This is a genomic window from Pseudomonas sp. TE24901 (assembly GCF_054058375.1).
On sequence record NZ_JBSSAF010000002.1, the window covers coordinates 466107 to 484448 of the forward strand.

The window sequence follows — 18342 nt, forward strand, 5'->3', positions numbered from 1 at the left end:
AGTGTTATGAGCATTACTCGTTACGGCACCGGCAGCACCGCCGGCGGCGGCCAACCCCGTCCTTTCGCCCGTGCGGTGGAAGCCGACGGCTGGCTCTACGTCTCGGGCCAGGTGCCAGCGGTGGACGGTGAGATCATCAACGGCGGGATCATCGAGCAAACCCGGCAGACCATGCGCAATGTGGTGGCGATCCTCGAAGAAGCCGGTTACGAATTGAAAGACGTGGTACGCGTTGGCGTCTGGCTGGAAGACCCACGGGACTTCTGGAGTTTCAACAAGGTCTTCGGCGAATACTTCACCCCGGAACACGCCCCGGCGCGCGCCTGTGTGCAGGCCAACATGATGGTCGATTGCAAGGTGGAGATCGATTGCGTGGCGTACAAGAAAAAAGGCTAAATTGCCCGACTCTTGATATCACAGAAGATCAAATGTGGGAGCGGGCTTGCTCGCGAATGCAGTGGGTCAGTCACAGATGCATTCACTGACACACTGCATTCGCGAGCAAGCCCGCTCCCACAGGGGATCGCCTATGCAGCACATACCTTTGACCGGACCCACACTGCCATGACCGAAGACACCATCAAACGCCGCGCCAAAGGACTGGACCGTGCGTTCGATATCCTCGATTTTCTCAAGGAAATCGGCCAGCCCCTGCGCCCGAATGATATTGCCAGCGGCATTGGCAGCCCCAAGTCCACCGTCTACGAGCTGGTGGCCTCGCTGCTTGAGCGGCGCATCCTCGAGACCGTGGGCAAGGACGGTCACGTCTACCTGGGCCGCCAGCTGTACTTTCTGGGCCAGGCGCACCTGCGTCATTTCGACCTGACCCGCGAGGCCGATCACGCCTTGCAGGAAATTGTCAGCCAGACCCACGAAACCGCGCAGATGTGCCTGCTCAACGGGCGCAAATACACGGTGGCGCTGATGCGTGAAGGCGAGCGGCATTTCCGTATTTCCTCAGACATCGGCGAAAACGCGCCGATCCCCTGGACCGCCTCCGGGCGCCTGCTGCTGGGGCACCTGAGCGATCAGCAGATCATCGACCTGATCGACTACGATGACTTCATCCTGCCGGATGGCCAGCGCTTGCCGCTGGAAACCTTCCTGGCGCAAATCCGTCAGGCCACCCTCGATGGCTTCTTTTCCTTCGACAGCGTGGCCGACACCTTTACCCATTGCTTTGCCGCCCCGGTACGGGACGCGCAAGGCATCAGCATCGCGACCCTGTGCATCGTTGCACCCCGGGCCGACGCGATCAAAAACTACAACGACTATCGCCGGGTGTTGATCGACAGCGCCAACAACCTGGCCCGTCGCATCAACGAATAGGAGCATTTCATGTCTGCCATCAACGCCGTTGAAAAAGGCGCCGCCGCCGTCGGTGCCCACTTGGTCCGTGACGTCAGCCTGCCGGCCCTGGTGCTGCACCGCGACGCCCTGGAACACAACATTCGCTGGATGCAGCAGTTTGTCAGCAACAGCGGTGCCCAGCTGGCGCCCCATGGCAAGACCAGCATGATGCCGGCGCTGTTCCAGCGCCAGATCGAGGCAGGCGCCTGGGGCATCACCCTGGCCAACGCCGTGCAGACCCGCGCCGCCTATGCCGGTGGCGTGCGCCGTGTGTTGATGGCCAACCAACTGGTGGGCGCGCCGAACATGGCGCTGATCGCCGACCTGCTGGCCGACAAGGATTTTGATTTTCACTGCATGGTCGATCACCCGGACAACGTCGCCGACCTGGGCCTGTTCTTCGCCGCCCGTGGCCTGCGCCTGAACGTGATGATCGAATACGGCGTGGTCGGTGGTCGTTGCGGTTGCCGCAGCGAGCAGGAAGTGCGCGACCTGGCGAAGGCGATCAAGGCCCAGCCGGCCCTGGCCCTCACCGGCATCGAAGGCTATGAAGGCGTGATCCATGGCGAGCACGCCATCAGCGGCATCCGCGCGTTTGCGGCGAGCCTGGTGCGCCTGGCGGTCGACTTGCAGGACAGCGGTCATTTCGACCTGCCCAAGCCCATCGTCACCGCCTCGGGTTCGGCCTGGTACGACCTGATCGCCGAATCGTTCGAAGCACAGAACGCCGCTGGCCGCTTCCTCAGCGTGCTGCGCCCGGGCAGTTATGTGGCTCATGACCACGGCATCTACAAAGAGGCGCAATGCTGCGTGCTTGACCGTCGCAGCGACCTGAACGAAGGCCTGCGTCCGGCCCTGGAAGTCTGGGCCCACGTACAGTCGCTGCCTGAGCCGGGGTTTGCGGTGATCGCCCTGGGCAAGCGCGACGTGGCCTACGACGCCGGTCTGCCGGTGCCGCTCAAGCGCTACAAGGCGGGTATTTTGCCGGCAGAAGGCGATGACGTCGGCGCGTGCAAGGTCACGGCGGTGATGGACCAGCACGCGTTCATGACCGTGGCGCCGGGGGTTGAGCTGCGTATTGGCGACATCATTTCGTTCGGTACTTCCCACCCGTGCCTGACCTTTGACAAGTGGCAGGTCGGTTGCCTGGTGGATGAGCAGTTGCAGGTGATCGAGAGCTTGCATACCTGCTTCTAGACCGCGTCGCTCCCTTCGCGAGCAAGCCCGCTCCCACCTTTGAAATGCATTCCAATGTGGGAGCGGGCTTGCTCGCGAAGAGGCCATCAGCCACACCCGAGATGTTTGCCATGACCACCCAACCCCGCATCGCCCTCATCGGCGAATGCATGATCGAACTGCAACACCGCGCCGACGGCAGCCTGCACCAGAGCTTCGGCGGCGATACCCTGAACACGGCGGTGTACCTGCGCCGTGAACTGGGCAGCACCGGTAGCGTCGACTATGTCACCGCCCTGGGCGATGACAGCTTCAGTGATGCCATGTGCCAGCAATGGGCCGAAGAAGGCCTGGGCCTGGGCATGGTCCAGCGCCTGCCTGGGCGCTTGCCGGGCTTGTACTGCATCCAGACCGACGCCAACGGCGAGCGCAAATTCCTCTACTGGCGCAACGAAGCTGCCGTGCGCGACTGCTTCACTACGCCTGCAGCCGAGCCGATCCTGGCTGCCTTGCCAGGCTATGACGTGGTGTATTTCAGCGGCATCACCCTGGCGGTGCTGGGTGAAGTCGGGCGTGCGCGCCTGCTGCAAACGTTGATCGAAACCCGTCGGCAAGGGGGCAAGGTGGTGTTCGACAACAACTACCGGCCGCGCCTGTGGGCGTCTGTTGAAGCCGCGCGTGCGGCGTATCACCAGGTGATGGCCGAGGTGGATGTTGCCTTGCTCACCGAAGATGACGAGCGGGCGTTGTTTGGCTATGAAGACAGCGAGCAGGTGTTCGCGGCGTACCCGGCAATTGCAGAGGTGGTGCTTAAGCGTGGGGCGGATGAATGTTTGATCCGCGTGGCAGGTGAGCGCTTTGCGGTGCCGGCCATCAAGGTTGCGAAGGTAGTGGACACGACGGCGGCGGGGGATTCGTTCAGCGCGGCGTACCTGGCGAGTCGGCTCAAGGGTGGTTCGCCTGAACAGGCTGCATTGGCCGGGCATCAGTTGGCCAGCCGGGTCATTCAGATTCCAGGGGCTTTGATTCCTCGTTGAATGGCCGCCTGCAGCGGTTCGCGGGCAAGCCCGGCTCCCCCAGTTGATCGGTGTACGCCGTCCAATGTGGGAGCTGGCTTGCCTGCGATAGCGGTTTACAGCCAAGCCCCTTAGTCGCGGTAGAACACCTGCACCAGGTGATACCCGAACTTGCTCTTGATTGGCCCGTGCACCACCTTCACCGGCTTCTTGAAGATCACCGCATCAATCGCCCCCACCATCTGCCCGGGCCGCACTTCACCTAAGTCGCCCCCACGCTTGCCCGACGGGCAAGTGGAGTACTTCTTGGCCAGCACATCAAAGGCTTCGCCCTTGGCGATGCGCTGCTTGAGCTGTTCGGCTTCTTCGCTGGTTTTAACCAGGATGTGACGGGCTAGGGCTTTCATGCGGGTTACCTTGCAACGGTCAAACGTAAGGGCGCGCGATTATGCCTGAACTCACTCGACGACGCTGATCATGCTGCGGATTTTCGTGGCTAGCAGGTCGATGGAAAACGGTTTGGCCACCATGTCCATGCCGTCCTCCAAAAAGCCTTGGCGTTCGGCGGCTTTTTCAGCGTAGCCGGTCATGAACAACACGCGCAGGCCAGGCCTGTGCTGACGGGCGATTTCCGCCAGTTGCCGGCCGTTCATGCCGGGCAGGCCCACATCGGTCACCAGCAGGTCCACGCGCAGATCCGACTCCAGCAGCGGCAGCGCCGTGCGCGCATCCGCCGCCTGGTGCGCGGTGTAGCCCAGTTCATCCAGTACGTTGACCACCAGCATGCGCACAGCCGGGTCGTCCTCGACCACCACCACGGCCTCGCCGGCCAGTGCCAGCGGCGCTTCGCTCAAATGCTCCGGCAGGTTGCTTTCCAGCGCCGTGCCATGCAGGCGCGGCAGGTACAGGCGTACGCAGGTGCCCTGGCCGGGTTCGCTGTGAATGGTCACATGCCCACCGGATTGTTGGGCAAAGCCATAGATCATCGACAAGCCCAGGCCGGTGCCTTGGCCGATGGGCTTGGTGGTGAAGAAGGGGTCGAACGCTTTGGCGAGGATTTTCGGCGCCATGCCGGTGCCGTTGTCGCACACGCCAAGCATCACGTAGTCGCCGGCCTTCACCGGTTCGAGGGTGGTGATGTCGGTGCCGTCCAGGTAGCTGTTGGCGGTTTCGATCAGCAGCTCGCCGCCATCGGGCATGGCGTCGCGCGCGTTGATCACCAGGTTGAGCAGGGCGTTTTCCAGTTGGCTCGCATCGGTGTTGACCGGCCAGATATCGCGGCCCAGTTGTACCTTGAGCGTGATATGCGCGCCTTTGGTGCGACGGAACAAGTCCTCAAGCGAAGCGACCAGCTGGTTCGGGTCCAGCGGGCGACGGTCCAGCGACTGGCGCCGCGAGAACGCCAGCAGCCGGTGGGTGAGGGCGGCCGCGCGGTGGGCCGATGAGACGGCGGCGTCGGTAAAGCGGCCGATTTCATCGCTGCGCCCGGCCGCGATGTAGCGCTGCATCAGGTCCAGGCTGCCGATGATGCCGGTGAGCATGTTGTTGAAGTCGTGGGCAATGCCCCCGGTAAGCTGGCCCACCGCTTCCATTTTTTGCGCGTGGCGCAGGGCGTCTTCGGCCCGCTCGCGTTCGAACATTTCGTTCTGCAGGCGCTGGTTGGCTTCGGCCAGGGCCTGAGTGCGCTGGGCCACACGTTCTTCGAGGTTTTCGTTGAGGTGGCGCAGGGCTTCTTCGGTGAGCTTGCGTTCGGTTTCGTCGATCACAAAGATGTAGAAACCATTCACCGAGCCGTCATTGCTGAAGCGCGGCAGGTACTTCATCAACGCATGACGCGGGCGGCCGTCGCGGTGCGGGGTGATGGTCATGAAGCTGCACGCCTTGCCCTTGAGGGCGGCGGCGATCTTGTCGGCGCGCCCGGCATACACCTCGTCGCCGAGCACTTCGCGGATGGTCTTGCCGTACAGCTCCTGGGGCGTCATGCCATACCACTCCAGGTACGCGCTGTTGTTCAGGCGAAAACGCTGTTCGTGATCCACGTAGCCGATCAACACCGGCATGGCGTTGATGATCAGCTGCAATTCGGTCTGGCTTTGGCGCAGCGCCTGCTCGGTGTGCTTGCGCTCGGTCAGGTCCAGCGCGGCGCCGAGAAAACGCGCCGGGCGACCCTGATGGTCCTGGTAGCAGCGACCCCGGGCGAATACCCAGCGCACCTGGCCGTCGGCCTGCAACAGGCGGTATTCCTCGGCGTATTCGGTGCCGAAGGTGATGCAATGCTTGATGCTGCGCGCCACCATCCCACGGTCTTCGGGGTGTACGCCTTGCAGGTAGTCACTGATGGGCAACAGCCCGGCACTGTTCGGGTCGACACCGTGCAGGTAGGCGAAGTGCGCGTCGGCGATGAAGCGGTCTTCGCCGATGTCCCAATCCCAGGTGCCCACCGCGTCGGTGGCGGCCAGGGCAAGCTGCAGGCGTTGTTCGGTGTTGTGCTGGGCCTTGCGCCGTTCGTTGGTTTCGATGGCGGTGACCAGGATGCCGGCGACGGTGCCGCTTTCGTCGCGGATCGGGCTGTAGGTCAGGTCCAGCCAGATTTCGGTGTCGCGGTTGTTGCGCTGCAGCACGAAGCGCTGCTCGCTGAAGGTGCGCACCTGGCCGCTGAGCACGGCGTCGTAGATCGGCGCTGTAAAGCCCTCGAGTTCTGGCCAGGTCTGGTGCGCCGGCTGGCCCAGGGCCTCGGGGTGCTTGTTGCCCGCCAGTTGGGCGAAGCCGTCGTTGTACAGCTGGGTGAGGTGGCTGCCCCACAGCAGCAACATCGGCATGGGGGAATGCACGACGATATCCACGGCTGTGCGCAGGCTTTGTGGCCAATCGTTGGCCGCACCGAGTGGGCTTTGCGCCCAGTCCAGCCGCGCAATCAATGCAGCGGCCTCGCTACCGGTGGAGGTGTCCTTCATGAAAAAGCCCTGAGCGTAACGCTTTGAAAGATGACAACACCCATTATCCCGTGTGCCGGGCGTGGGTGACTACCCCCGAAAAATAGCATGCATTGGGGGTTTGTCTTCAAATCCGAGCATCAGGGCTGAAACCTTTCATCTTTACGCCAATTCCGGGCGGTCACGAAACTGCTCCAGCGCCTCCGGGTTGGCCAGGGCATCGGTGTTTTTCACCGGCTCGCCGTGTACCACGTTGCGCACCGCCAACTCGACGATCTTGCCGCTGATGGTGCGGGGGATATCCGTGACGGCAAAAATCTTTGCCGGTACATGGCGCGGCGTGGTGTTGGCGCGGATCACCTGGCGGATCTGCTGCTCCAGGGCCTCATCCAGCGCGAGGCCGTCGGTGAGGCGCACGAACAACACCACTCGCACATCGTCCTGCCAGCGCTGGCCGATGGCCAGGCTTTCCAGCACCTGGGGCACCTTTTCCACCTGGCGATAAATCTCGGCCGTGCCAATGCGTACGCCACCGGGGTTGAGCACGGCGTCGGAGCGCCCATGGATCAGCAGGCTGCCGTTGGGGCGTTGCTCGGCGTAGTCGCCCTGGGCCCAGACCCCGGGGAACTGGCTGAAGTAGGAGGCGCGCAGCTTCTGCTGGTCGGGGTCGTTCCACAGGCCGATGGGCATGGCGGGGAAATGCCGGGTGCACACCAGTTCGCCTTTTTCACCGACCAAGGCTTGGCCCTGATCGTCCCAGACCTCAATGGCCATCGCCAGGCTCTTGCACTGCATCTCGCCACGGCGCACCGGCAGCACCGGGTTGCCGATCACAAAGCAGGAGACGATATCGGTACCGCCGGACATGGATGACAGACACAGCTCACCTTTGATCTCGCGATACACATAGTCGTAGCTCTGGGGCGACAGCGGCGAACCCGTGGAAATCAGGCCCTTGAGGCTGCCCAGGTCATGGCTCAAACGCGGTTGCAGCCCGGCCTTTTCCAGGGTGGCGAGAAACTTGGGGCTGGTGCCGAACACGCTGATCTTTTCTGCGTCAATCAGGTCGATCAGGCGTTCGGGTCCTGGGTGGAAAGGTGAACCGTCATACAGCACGGCCGTGGCGCCAATGGCCAGCACCGACACCAGCCAGTTCCACATCATCCAGCCGCAGGTGGTGTAGTAGAACAGGCAGTCGTCCCGGGACAGGTCGGCGTGCAGGCCGTGTTCCTTGAGGTGGGTGAGCAGCACGCCACCGGTGCCATGGATGATGCACTTGGGCACGCCGGTGGTGCCGCTGGAATAGAGGATGTACAGCGGGTGATCGAAGGGCACGGCGACGAATTCAGGTACGCCGCCCGGTTGGTAGAAGTTGCTCCACCGCGTCACAGTTGCCTGGGTTTGATAGTCCTCAACCCGCGCCTGAGGCCGGGCGTACGGCACGATGATCAGCTGTTCCAGGGACGGCAGTCGTTCGAGGATTTCATTGAGCTTGGCGGTTTGGTCAATCTCCTTGCCGGCGTAACGGTAACCCGCACAGGTGATCAGCACCTTGGGTTCGATCTGGCCGAACCGGTCGATCACGCCCTGGGTGCCAAAATCCGGTGACGAACAGGACCAGATTGCCCCGAGGCTGGTGGTGGCAAGCATGCCCACCAGGGTTTGCCAGGTGTTGGGCATGCACGCCGCGACGCGGTCGCCCTCAACCACACCGGCCGCCTGCAGGCTTTGTTGCAGGCCGGCCACGTGGGCGGCCAGTTCGGCGTAGGTCAGTTGTTCGCGTTGGCCGTCTTCGCTGATCGCCACCACGGCGGGGTGATCATCGCGGCGGCGCAGCAGGTGCTCGGCAAAATTCAGGGTGGCCCCGGGGAACCACCGGGCGCTGGGCATCTCGGCGTCTTCGATCAGTACGGCGCTGGGCGGGCTGCGAAATTGCACGTCAAAGAACGCGACGATGGCCCGCCAGAAATCAGGGCGCTGGTCGATGCTCCACTGGTGCAGGGCCGGGTAGTCGTTGAGCTGCACGCCGTGGCGATCGTTGATGTAGCGACGGAACTGATCCATGCGCGTGGTGGCGATGCGTTCCGGGGAGGGTTGCCAGAGGATGTCGGACATAAAGCTGCCTCTTGTTCTTGTACAAGTCTACCTAACAACACAGTTCTAAATTGTGGGCGCTGGCTTGCCTGCGATAGCGGTATATCAGAGACAAATTAGCCACCTGACAAACCGCCATCGCAGGCAAGCCAGCTCCCACATTCGATCTCCTGTGTTTGATCTATTGGGCCAACCAGCCCCCATCAATGTTCCACGCCGCACCCCGCACCTGGCTGCCGGCTTCGCTGCACAGGAACAGTACCAGCTCACCCAACTGCGGCGGCGTCACGAACTCCAGCGACGGCTGCTTCTCCGCCAGCAAATCATGCTGCGCCTGCTGCGGGTCGACGCCGTTGGCCGCACGGTCATCGATCTGCTTCTGCACCAGCGGCGTGAGCACCCAGCCCGGGCAGATGGCGTTGCAGGTGACGTTGCTGGTGGCGGTCTCCAGGCCTACCACTTTGGTCAGGCCGATCACGCCATGTTTGGCCGCCACGTAGGCCGCCTTGCCTACCGAGCCGACCTGGCCATGCACCGAGGCGATATTCACGATGCGCCCCCAACCCTTGGCCTTCATGCCGGGCAGGCTCAAGCGCGTACTGTGAAACACCGACGACAGGTTGATCGCGATGATCGAGTCCCAGCGTTCTGCCGGGAAGTCCTCCACCGCCGCCACATGCTGGATGCCGGCGTTGTTGACCAGGATGTCCACGCCGCCGAACTCACGCTCGGCGTAGGCAATCATGTCGGCGATCTGCGCCGGGTCGCTGACGTCAGCCGGGTGATGCCCGACCTTGCCGCCAAAGGCTTGCACCTGGGCAATCACCGTGCTGGCGTCGCCGAAGCCGTTAAGGATCAGGTTGGCGCCGGCCTTGGCCAGGCTCAGGGCAATCCCCAGGCCGATGCCGCTGGTGGAACCGGTGACCAGGGCGGTCTTGCCATTCAACGTCGTCATACAAACCTCACACAATGCCGGTGGCGTAGAAAGTACCGATCACCACGAACACCGCGAGGGTCTTGATGATCGTGATGCCGAAAATGTCCTTGTAGGCTTCGCGGTGCGTCAGGCCGGTGACCGCCAGTAGCGTGATCACCGCGCCGTTGTGGGGCAGGGTGTCCATGCCGCCGCTGGCCATGGCTGCGACGCGGTGCAGCACTTCAAGGGGGATATTGGCCGCATGGGCCGCCGAAATAAAGCTTTCGGACATGGCCGCCAGGGCGATGCTCATGCCACCCGACGCCGAACCGGTGATACCGGCCAGCAAGGTCACGGTAATCGCCTCGTTGACCAGTGGGTTGGGGATGCCCTTGAGCCAGTCCGCCAGCACCAGAAAGCCCGGCAGCGAGGCGATCACCGCGCCAAAGCCGTATTCCGAGGCGGTGTTCATCGCCGCGAGCAGCGCACCGCTGACCGCGCTTTTGCTGCCCTCGGCGAGCTTGCTCTTGATGGCCGACCAGCCGAACACCAGCACCATCAAGATGCCCACCAGCAGCGCCGCCTGCACCGCCCAGATCGCGGTGAGCTTGGCAATTTCAGTGGTCACCGGCGCGCTCATGCCGGGTAGCGCGAGGCTGTGGGTCTTGCCGTACCACTGCGGGATCCAGTGGGTGAACAGCAGGTTCATCACCCCCACCAGGATCAGCGGCGACAGCGCGATCCACGGGTTGGGCAAGGCCAGGTTGTCGGCGGTTTCCGGTTCGTTGCGCAGTTCGGTGCCATACCCTTCACCTGCGCGCTGCGCCTTGTTGCGCTGGCGCGCCAGGTAGAGCATGCCGGTGCAGAACACGAAGATCGTGCCGATCAGGCCCAGCCATGGCGCGGCCCAGGCGGTGGTGTTGAAGAAGGTGCTGGGGATGATGTTCTGGATCTGCGGCGTGCCGGGCAGGGCGTCCATGGTGAACGAGAACGCACCGAGGGCGATGGTCGCCGGGATCAGGCGCTTGGGGATATTGCTCTGGCGGAACATCTCGGCCGCAAACGGGTACACCGCAAACACCACCACAAACAGCGACACGCCGCCGTAGGTGAGCAGGGCGCACACCAGCACGATCACCAGCATGGCCTGGCGCGTGCCCAGCAGACGGATCGCTGCGGCCACGATGGAACGGGAAAAGCCCGACAGCTCGATCAGCTTGCCGAACACCGCGCCGAGCAGGAACACCGGGAAATACAGTTTGATAAAGCCGACCATCTTCTCCATGAACACCCCGGTAAAGGCGGGTGCCACGGCCGACGGGTCAGTGAGCAGGACAGCGCCGAGGGCGGCGATGGGGGCAAACAGGATAACGCTATAGCCACGGTAGGCTGCCAGCATCAACAGCGCGAGGGCTGCCAGGGCAATGATCACACTCATGGTGTGTCTCCAAATCGGATTGTTATTTTTGTGGGGATGTTGCTGTGGGGAAGGGCTATAGCGAGATGCGTGCCAATAACAATAAGCTCTTGAAAATTAAGAATATTTTGTATTTTTTGAATAGCGATTCTGAATGAAATCTCAAATTGGAGACAGATGAAGTTCAGGGGTGGGAGCTGGCTTGCCTGCGATAGCGGTGGTTCAGTTGACTATTGGCCAACAGATAGGCCGCCATCGCAGGCAAGCCAGCTCCCACATTGGATTGTCTTTAAGTTGAGATTTATGTCTCGTTAATGAGATTGAGCGATGCCCAGTGCCACCATCTTCTTGTACAGCGTCGACCGTCCAAGCCCCAAACGCTTGGCCGCATCGACCACATTTCCCTCGCACGCCTGCAACGCTGCCGCAATGACCTGCCGATCAAACCGCTCCCGCGCCGCGTTGAAACTTTCGCCCTCTACCGGCGCCACCGTCGTACGCTCCACCGGCGTGAAGGTGCCGATGGCCGCGTGGATTTCCTTGGCATTCAATACCAGGTCATCACTGAGCAACGCCGCCCGCTCCAGTACATTGCGCAGCTCGCGGATGTTCCCCGGCCATGCGTGTTGTGCCAGCAGCGCCAAGGCCTCGCGGTCCAGTTCATGCTGGCTGCGCAGCTCCTCCAGGATCGCTTCGCTCAGCGCCGGAATATCCTCCAGCCGCTCGCGCAAGGGCGGTACGTGGATGGGCAGTACATTCAGCCGGTAATACAGGTCGGCACGAAACTCGCCGCGCTTGATCGCCGCTTCCAGGTCCATGGACGTGGCGGCAATCACCCGTACGTCGCTGTGCAGCATCTCGTTGGAGCCCACGGGCTCGAACTCTTTCTCCTGCAACACCCGCAGCAGTTTGCTTTGCAGCGGCAGGGGCATGTCGCCGATTTCATCGAGGAACAGCGTGCCGCCCTGGGCGATCTGGAACTTGCCGGGACGGCCCTTGCGGTCAGCGCCGGTAAACGCGCCGGGCGCGGTGCCGAAGAACTCGGCCTCCAGCAGATCCCCCGGGATGGCGGCGCTGTTGATGCTGACAAAGGCCTTGTGCGCTCGCGGCGAAGCACCATGAATCGCTTGGGCCAGCAACTCCTTGCCGGTGCCGGTTTCCCCGAGCAGCAACACCGGCGATTCGGCACTCGCACTGCGCCGTGCGCGACGCTTGACTTCAAGGCTGGCCGCGCTGGTGCCGATAAAGTGCGCAAAGTTGTACTTGCTCTGCCGTGAGCGCAACAGCGAGCGGGTCGAGGCCAGTTCCTGCTGCATGCTCAGGTAGCGCTCGATCAACGGCGACAGGTTGCGCAGCTCATCAAACAGCGCAAAGCCGATGGCCCCGATCACGGCACCGGCGTCGTCGTGGATCGGCAGGCGCATCACCACCAGCGGGCCTTTGGGCGTGTCCTGGATATCCAGCAGGATCGGCTGGTCATTGCGCACCACCTGGCGCAACAGGCTGTTGGAAATCACCTGCTCGCAAGGTTGGCCAATCGCCTCGTCGGCGCTCTTGAGGCCGAAACGCTTGGCGTAGCGCTCGTTCATCCAGACGATATTGGCGTCGCGGTCGACAATCACCGTGCCTTCGCTGGACTGCTCGATGATCTCGAACAGCGACTGGATGGCCAGGCCGCGAACCTGCTGGTAGTCCTTGAGGCTTTCGGTGATGTTCATAGTCAGGGCGTCAACACAAATTAGGGATGGGGCGTGATCCTGTGGGAGCGGGCTTGCTCGCGAAGGCGGTGTGTCAGCCAGTATATTCGCTACTGATGCACCGCTTTCGCGAGCAAGCCCGCTCCCACAAGGGGGCAAGCGTTTATAAGGGAATGTGCGCGGCAGCCAGCAGCTCTTTGGTGTACGGATGCTGCGGGGCTTCGAACACCGCATGGCTCGCGCCACGCTCCACCACCTTGCCGTCCTTGACCACGATCATGTCGTGGGCCATGGCCCGCACCACCGCCAGGTCATGGCTGATGAACAGGTAGGTCAGTCCATACTTTTCCTGCAGCTCGCGCAGCAACGTCACCACCTGCTTCTGCACCGTGCGGTCGAGGGCCGAAGTGGGCTCGTCCAGCAGCATCAGCGCCGGCTTGAGCACCAGGGCGCGGGCGATGGCGATGCGTTGGCGTTGACCACCGGAAAACTCATGGGGGTAACGATGCCGGCTCTCAGGGTCGAGGCCCACGTCCTTGAGCACCTGGATCACCTGGGCGTCGCGGTCGGCCAGGCTGCACGGCGCATGCACTTCCAGGCCCTCACTGATGATCTGCTGCACTGACATGCGTGGGCTGAGGCTGCCGTAAGGGTCCTGGAACACCACCTGCATCTGTTTGCGCCACGGGCGCATCTGCTGGTGGTTCAGCGGGTCGAGGGCCTCGCCCTGGAAACGGATGCTGCCGGTGGAATCCAGCAGGCGCAGGATCGCTTGGCCGAGGGTGGACTTGCCCGAGCCGGACTCGCCGACAATCCCCAGGGTCTTGCCGCGCTGCACGCTGAGGCTGATGCCGTCCACCGCGCGCAGGTAGGTCTTGCGTTGGAACAGCCCGCCACTCAACGGAAACTGCACGGTGAGGTCGTCCACTTGCAACACCGTCTCGTGGACGTCGCTGCACAACGGTTCGCCTGCCGGTTCAGCGTCCAGCAGCAGGCGGCTGTAAGGGTGTTGCGGCGCGTTGAACAAGGCCTGGCAGTCGGCTTGCTCGACGATTTCGCCTGCGCGCATCACGCACACCCGCTGGGCAATGCTGCGCACCAGGTTGAGGTCATGGCTGATCAGCAGCAGCGACATGCCCAGGCGTTGCTGCAACGACTTGAGCAACAGCAGGATCTTGCGCTGCACCGTCACGTCCAGCGCAGTGGTGGGCTCATCGGCGATCAGCAGCTCCGGCTCGCAGGCCAGGGCCATGGCGATCATCACCCGCTGGCGCTGGCCACCGGAGAGTTGATGCGGGTAAGCCTTGAGCCGTTCCTGGGGTTTTTGAATGCCCACCAGTTCCAGCAGTTCAAGGATGCGTGCCTGCGCCGCCTTGCCCCCCAGGCCTTTGTGCAGCAGCAGAGTTTCGCCGATCTGCTTTTCGATGCTGTGCAAAGGGTTCAGGGACGTCATCGGCTCCTGGAAGATCATCGCAATGCGGTTGCCCCGCAGCTTCTGCAGGGTGGCCGTGGACGCGCCGATCAGCTCCTGGCCGCGGTATTTGATGGAGCCAGTCGTCGTCGTGCCGGCTTCCGGCAGCAATTGCAGGACCGAGTGGGCCGTCACCGACTTGCCCGAGCCGGACTCGCCCACCAGCGCCAGGCATTCGCCGGGGCGCACGTCCAGGCACAGGTCCCGCACCACGGTCTGGCCGCTGAAGGCGACGCTGAGGTCGCGTATTTCGATCAGGTTCATAGGCGGTCACTCATGAGCGGGGGTCGAAGGCATCACGCAATGCCTCGCCGATAAAGACCAGCAGCGACAGGATCAGCGCCAGTGTGAAGAAGGCCGTCAGGCCCAGCCAGGGCGCTTGCAGGTTCTGTTTGCCCTGGGCGATCAGTTCGCCCAGGGACGCGCTGCCGGCGGGCATGCCAAAGCCAAGGAAATCCAGGGCGCTCAGGGTGGAAATCGCCCCGGTCAAGATGAATGGCAGGTAACTCAAGGTGGCGGTCATGGCATTGGGCAGGATGTGCCGGCGGATGATCTTGCCATCGCCCAGGCCCAGGGCCCGCGCTGCCTTGACGTATTCCAGGTTGCGCCCGCGCAGGAACTCGGCGCGCACCACGTCCACCAGGGCCAGCCAGGAAAACAGCGCCATGATCCCCAGCAGCCACCAGAAGTTGGGCTCCACGAACCCCGACAGGATGATCAACAGGTACAGCACCGGCAGCCCTGACCACACTTCCAGCACGCGCTGGCCGAGCAAGTCCACCCAGCCGCCGTAATAGCCTTGCAGCGCACCGGCCGCGATACCGATGGCGGCGCTGATGGCGGTGAGTGCCAGGGCAAACAGGATCGACACCCGCGCACCGAAGATCACCCGCGCCAGCACATCCCGCGACTGGTCATCGGTGCCCAGCCAGTTCACCGCCGACGGCGGGCTGGGGGCAGGGCGGGTCAGTTCGTAGTTGGGCGTGTCTTCACTGAAAGGAATGGGCGGGAACAGCATCCAGCCGCCGTCATGCTCGATCAGCTTTTTCACGTAGTCACTGCGGTAGTCGGCCTGGAACGGCAGCTGCCCGCCGAACTGTTGCTCGGTGTAGCGCTTGAACACCGGGAAATACAGCTCGTTCTTGAAACTCAGCACCAGGGGTTTGTCATTGGCGATCAGCTCGCCGCCCAGGGTCAGGATAAACAGGCCGATGAACAGCCACAGCGACCACCAGCCGCGACGGTTCTTCTTGAACCGCTCGAAACGGCGACGTGCCACAGGAGACAGATTGAGCATCAGGCGTTCCTCGCGGCAAAGTCGATACGCGGGTCCACCAGGGTGTAGCAGAGGTCACCGATGAGTTTGATCAAGAGGCCGAACAACGTGAAGATAAACAGCGAGCCGAACACCACCGGATAATCCCGGGAGAGGGCGGCCTCGTAGCTCATGCGCCCCAGGCCATCAAGGGAAAATATCACCTCGATTAGCAAGGAACCGGCGAAGAACACCGCGATAAACGCCTGGGGAATCCCGGAAATCACCAGCAGCATGGCGTTGCGAAACACATGGCCATAAAGCACACGGCGTTCACTCAAGCCTTTGGCCCGGGCAGTCACCACGTACTGGCGCGTGATTTCATTGAGGAACGAGTTCTTGGTGAGGATGGTCAAGGTTGCGAACCCGCCGATGACCAGCGACGTTACCGGCAATACCAGGTGCCAGAAGTAGTCGGCGATCTTGCCCACGGTGCTCAGTTCTTCGAAGTTTTCCGAGACCAGCCCGCGCACCGGGAACCAGTTCAGCGAGGTGCCACCGGCGAACACCACAATCAGGAACATCGCAAACAGAAACGCCGGCATCGCGTAGCCGATCACGATGGCGGTGCTGCTCCATACATCAAAGCTGCTGCCATGGCGTACCGCCTTGCGGATACCCAACGGGATCGACACCAGGTAGGTGATCAAGGTGGCCCACAGGCCCAGGGAGATGGTGACGGGCATTTTTTCCAGGATCAGGTCGATCACCGTCTTGCCACGAAAGAAACTGTTGCCGAAATCCAGCTTTGCGTAGCTCTTGAGCATCAGCCACAGGCGTTCCGGTGCCGGCTTGTCGAAGCCGTATTGTTTTTTGATGTCCTCTATCAGTTTCGGGTCCAGGCCACGGCTGGCGCGGGAGCCCGTGCCAGCGCCATCACCCGCGGCGCCGCCGACGCCACCGCCACCGATGCCTTGCAGGTGGGCAATGGCCTGTTCCACCGGGCCGCCGGGGGCGGCCTGCACGATCACGAAATTCACCAGCAGGATGATCACCAGGGTCGGGATGATCAGCAGCAAGCGCCGCACGATATAGGCAAACATCAGCGGGTCCCTCCGCGTTTTTTCAACTCGGCTTGCATTTGTTCATTGGTCAACGGCACGGGACTGATTTCCCACCAGGTCTCCAGGGCTTCGTCGTTCTTGGCCTCGATGGCCGGGCGACCGAAGCGGTTCCACCAGGCGGCGGAGGTGCCGGGCGGGTAGTAGTTGGGAATCCACAGGTAGCTCCATTGCAGCACCCGGTCCAGCGCATGGGCGTAGGTGAGCATCTGCGCCTGGGTGTTGGCCTTGACCAGGCCCTGGATCAGGCTGTCGACGGCCGGATCCTTGAGCACCATGTAGTTGTTGGCGCCCGGGTCGTAAGCCGCTGCCGAGCCAAAGTAGTTGTACAGCTCCATGCCCGGCGAGGTGGTGACCGGGAAGCCGATGACGATCATGTCGTAGTCACGCGCCATGATCCGGTTTACGTATTGCGACGAGTCGATGCGGCGTATGTTCAGGGTGATGCCGATCTGCGCCAGATTGCGTTTGTACGGCAGCAACAGGCGCTCCATGCCGGCCTGGGCGTTGAGAAAGGTGAATTCCAGCGGCTCGCCGTCGGCGTTCACCAATCTGTCGCCCTTGGGTTTCCAGCCGGCTTGTTCGAGCAGGGCCAGGGCCTGCAATTGTTTGTCGCGAATCATGCCGCTGCCGTCAGTGACGGGGGCCTTGAACACTTGGGTGAACACCTCGTCGGGGATCTTTCCGCGCAGCGGTTCGAGGATGGCCAACTCTTCTTTGGTCGGCAGTTGGCTGGCAGCCAGCGGGCTGTTGGAGAAGAAACTCTGCTGGCGGATGTACATATTGCGCATCATCTGCCGGTTGGCCCACTCGAAGTCCCACAGCATCGCCAGGGCCTGGCGCACACGACGGTCCTTGAACATCGGTTTTTGCACGTTGAACACATAACCCTGGGCCGGCTGCGGCATCTCTTTGGCCAAGTGGTCGCGTTGCAGGCGGCCATCGTCGAGGGCCGGGCCGTTGTAGCCGATGGAATAGCCGGTGGCGGAGAACTCGCGGTTGAAGTCGTAGGCGCCGCCACGGATCACCTGGCGCGCCACTTCGGTGTCGCCGAAGTACTCCAGGCTCAGGTGGTCGAAATTGTACAGGCCACGGCTGACGGGCAGGTCCTTGCCCCACCAGTTGGGGTCGCGGGTGAAGGTGATGGTGCTGCCGGAATCGATCTTGCTGATCGTGTAGGGGCCACTGCCCAGCGGGGCTTCGTAGCCGCCACCGTTGGCGAAGTCGCGGGTTTTCCACCAGTGCTCGGGGAACACTGGCAGGGTGGCGATATCCAGGGGCAGGGTGCGGTTTTCATTGCTGGAAAAATCGAAGCGGACCTGGCGCTCGCCTTCGACTTCGACGTGCTTGACGTCGGCGAACAGGGTGCGAAAACGCAGGCTGCCCTGGGTCATCAACAGGTCGAAACTGTAGCGCACGTCTTCGGCGGTGATCGGCGTGCCGTCGGCAAAGCGTGCCTTGGGGTTCAGGTAGAAGCGCAGCGACAGGCCGTCGTCGGCGCGTTCCATTTTTTCGGCCACCAGGCCGTACACCGTATAGGGCTCATCCAGGGAGCGCTGGGCCAGGGGCGCATACAGCCAGCCGTCGACCTGGGACACGCCGATGCCTTTGTCAATATATGGCAGCACGTGGTCGAAACGCCCGATCTCGATGGCGGAGCGCTTGAGGCTGCCGCCCTTGGGGGCGTTGGGGTTGGCATAGTCGAAATGGGTGAAACCGGCGGGGTACTTGGCCGGTTCGCCGTAGACCGTGAGGTAAGTCTGCGGGGCCGCGATCACGGCCGAGCTGGCCAACAGCAGGGCCAGGGCAGAGCTGAGCAGGGGGATGGGAAAAGCCAATCGCATTATCAGCCTTGAGCGCCGGGTGAACAGGAATAAGGATTTGTACGCTAACGGC

General features: G+C 62.6%; 14 protein-coding genes. 4 read left to right on the top strand and 10 right to left on the bottom strand.

All coding sequences use genetic code 11. The features are described from left to right. Positions 1-6: 6 nt before the first annotated feature. From ACVWVP_RS05840 to ACVWVP_RS05855, 4 genes are all read left to right on the top strand, one after another. Positions 7-396, top strand: coding sequence for a RidA family protein (locus tag ACVWVP_RS05840; protein WP_032896881.1), 390 nt, complete (start codon positions 7-9; stop codon positions 394-396). Positions 397-564: 168 nt separating this feature from the next. Beyond that, complete coding sequence (locus ACVWVP_RS05845; RefSeq protein ID WP_106580124.1) at positions 565-1329, top strand: IclR family transcriptional regulator; 765 nt, start codon at positions 565-567, stop codon at positions 1327-1329. A gap of 9 nt (positions 1330-1338) precedes the next feature. Next, positions 1339-2547: an amino acid deaminase gene (locus ACVWVP_RS05850; protein WP_457404677.1), complete on the top strand. Its 1209-nt coding sequence runs from the start codon at positions 1339-1341 to the stop codon at positions 2545-2547. Between the two features lie 110 nt (positions 2548-2657). Next, complete coding sequence (locus ACVWVP_RS05855; RefSeq protein WP_457404679.1) at positions 2658-3563, top strand: sugar kinase; 906 nt, start codon at positions 2658-2660, stop codon at positions 3561-3563. A gap of 110 nt (positions 3564-3673) precedes the next feature. Here the strand turns inward: ACVWVP_RS05855 and ACVWVP_RS05860 are convergent, their stop codons facing one another. The 10 genes from ACVWVP_RS05860 to ACVWVP_RS05905 all read right to left on the bottom strand — a co-directional run bounded on the left by ACVWVP_RS05860 (position 3674) and on the right by ACVWVP_RS05905 (position 18290). Beyond that, on the bottom strand, positions 3674-3949 hold the full coding sequence (locus ACVWVP_RS05860) for a peptidylprolyl isomerase (RefSeq protein WP_060752567.1): 276 nt from the start codon (positions 3947-3949) through the stop codon (positions 3674-3676). A 51-nt stretch (positions 3950-4000) separates the two neighbouring features. After that, positions 4001-6496 carry a PAS domain-containing hybrid sensor histidine kinase/response regulator gene (locus tag ACVWVP_RS05865; protein ID WP_178922349.1) on the bottom strand — a complete coding sequence of 832 codons (2496 nt, stop codon included), beginning with the start codon at positions 6494-6496 and terminating at the stop codon, positions 4001-4003. A gap of 141 nt (positions 6497-6637) precedes the next feature. Then, a complete protein-coding gene (locus ACVWVP_RS05870) occupies positions 6638-8590 on the bottom strand; it encodes an acetoacetate--CoA ligase (protein ID WP_457404682.1) in 1953 nt (650 codons plus the stop codon). A gap of 160 nt (positions 8591-8750) precedes the next feature. After that, the gene (locus ACVWVP_RS05875; protein WP_178922353.1) at positions 8751-9524 is read right to left on the bottom strand and encodes a 3-hydroxybutyrate dehydrogenase; all 774 of its coding nucleotides are present in this window, start codon (positions 9522-9524) and stop codon (positions 8751-8753) included. A gap of 7 nt (positions 9525-9531) precedes the next feature. Then, positions 9532-10923: a GntP family permease gene (locus ACVWVP_RS05880; protein WP_178922355.1), complete on the bottom strand. Its 1392-nt coding sequence runs from the start codon at positions 10921-10923 to the stop codon at positions 9532-9534. Positions 10924-11213: 290 nt separating this feature from the next. After that, positions 11214-12620, bottom strand: coding sequence for a sigma-54 interaction domain-containing protein (locus tag ACVWVP_RS05885; RefSeq protein ID WP_259171671.1), 1407 nt, complete (start codon positions 12618-12620; stop codon positions 11214-11216). A 142-nt stretch (positions 12621-12762) separates the two neighbouring features. Continuing rightward, complete coding sequence (locus ACVWVP_RS05890) at positions 12763-14334, bottom strand: ABC transporter ATP-binding protein (RefSeq protein WP_259171670.1); 1572 nt, start codon at positions 14332-14334, stop codon at positions 12763-12765. A 10-nt stretch (positions 14335-14344) separates the two neighbouring features. Further along, positions 14345-15367, bottom strand: a complete 1023-nt coding sequence (locus tag ACVWVP_RS05895) for an ABC transporter permease (RefSeq protein ID WP_178922361.1) — start codon at positions 15365-15367, stop codon at positions 14345-14347. Beyond that, the gene (locus ACVWVP_RS05900) at positions 15367-16428 is read right to left on the bottom strand and encodes a microcin C ABC transporter permease YejB (RefSeq protein WP_178922363.1); all 1062 of its coding nucleotides are present in this window, start codon (positions 16426-16428) and stop codon (positions 15367-15369) included. The genes ACVWVP_RS05895 and ACVWVP_RS05900 overlap by 1 nt, the downstream gene beginning before the upstream one ends. Then, positions 16428-18290, bottom strand: a complete 1863-nt coding sequence (locus ACVWVP_RS05905; RefSeq protein WP_457404684.1) for an extracellular solute-binding protein — start codon at positions 18288-18290, stop codon at positions 16428-16430. Before ACVWVP_RS05905 ends, ACVWVP_RS05900 begins: the two co-directional genes overlap by 1 nt. Between the last annotated feature and the right edge of the window lie 52 nt (positions 18291-18342).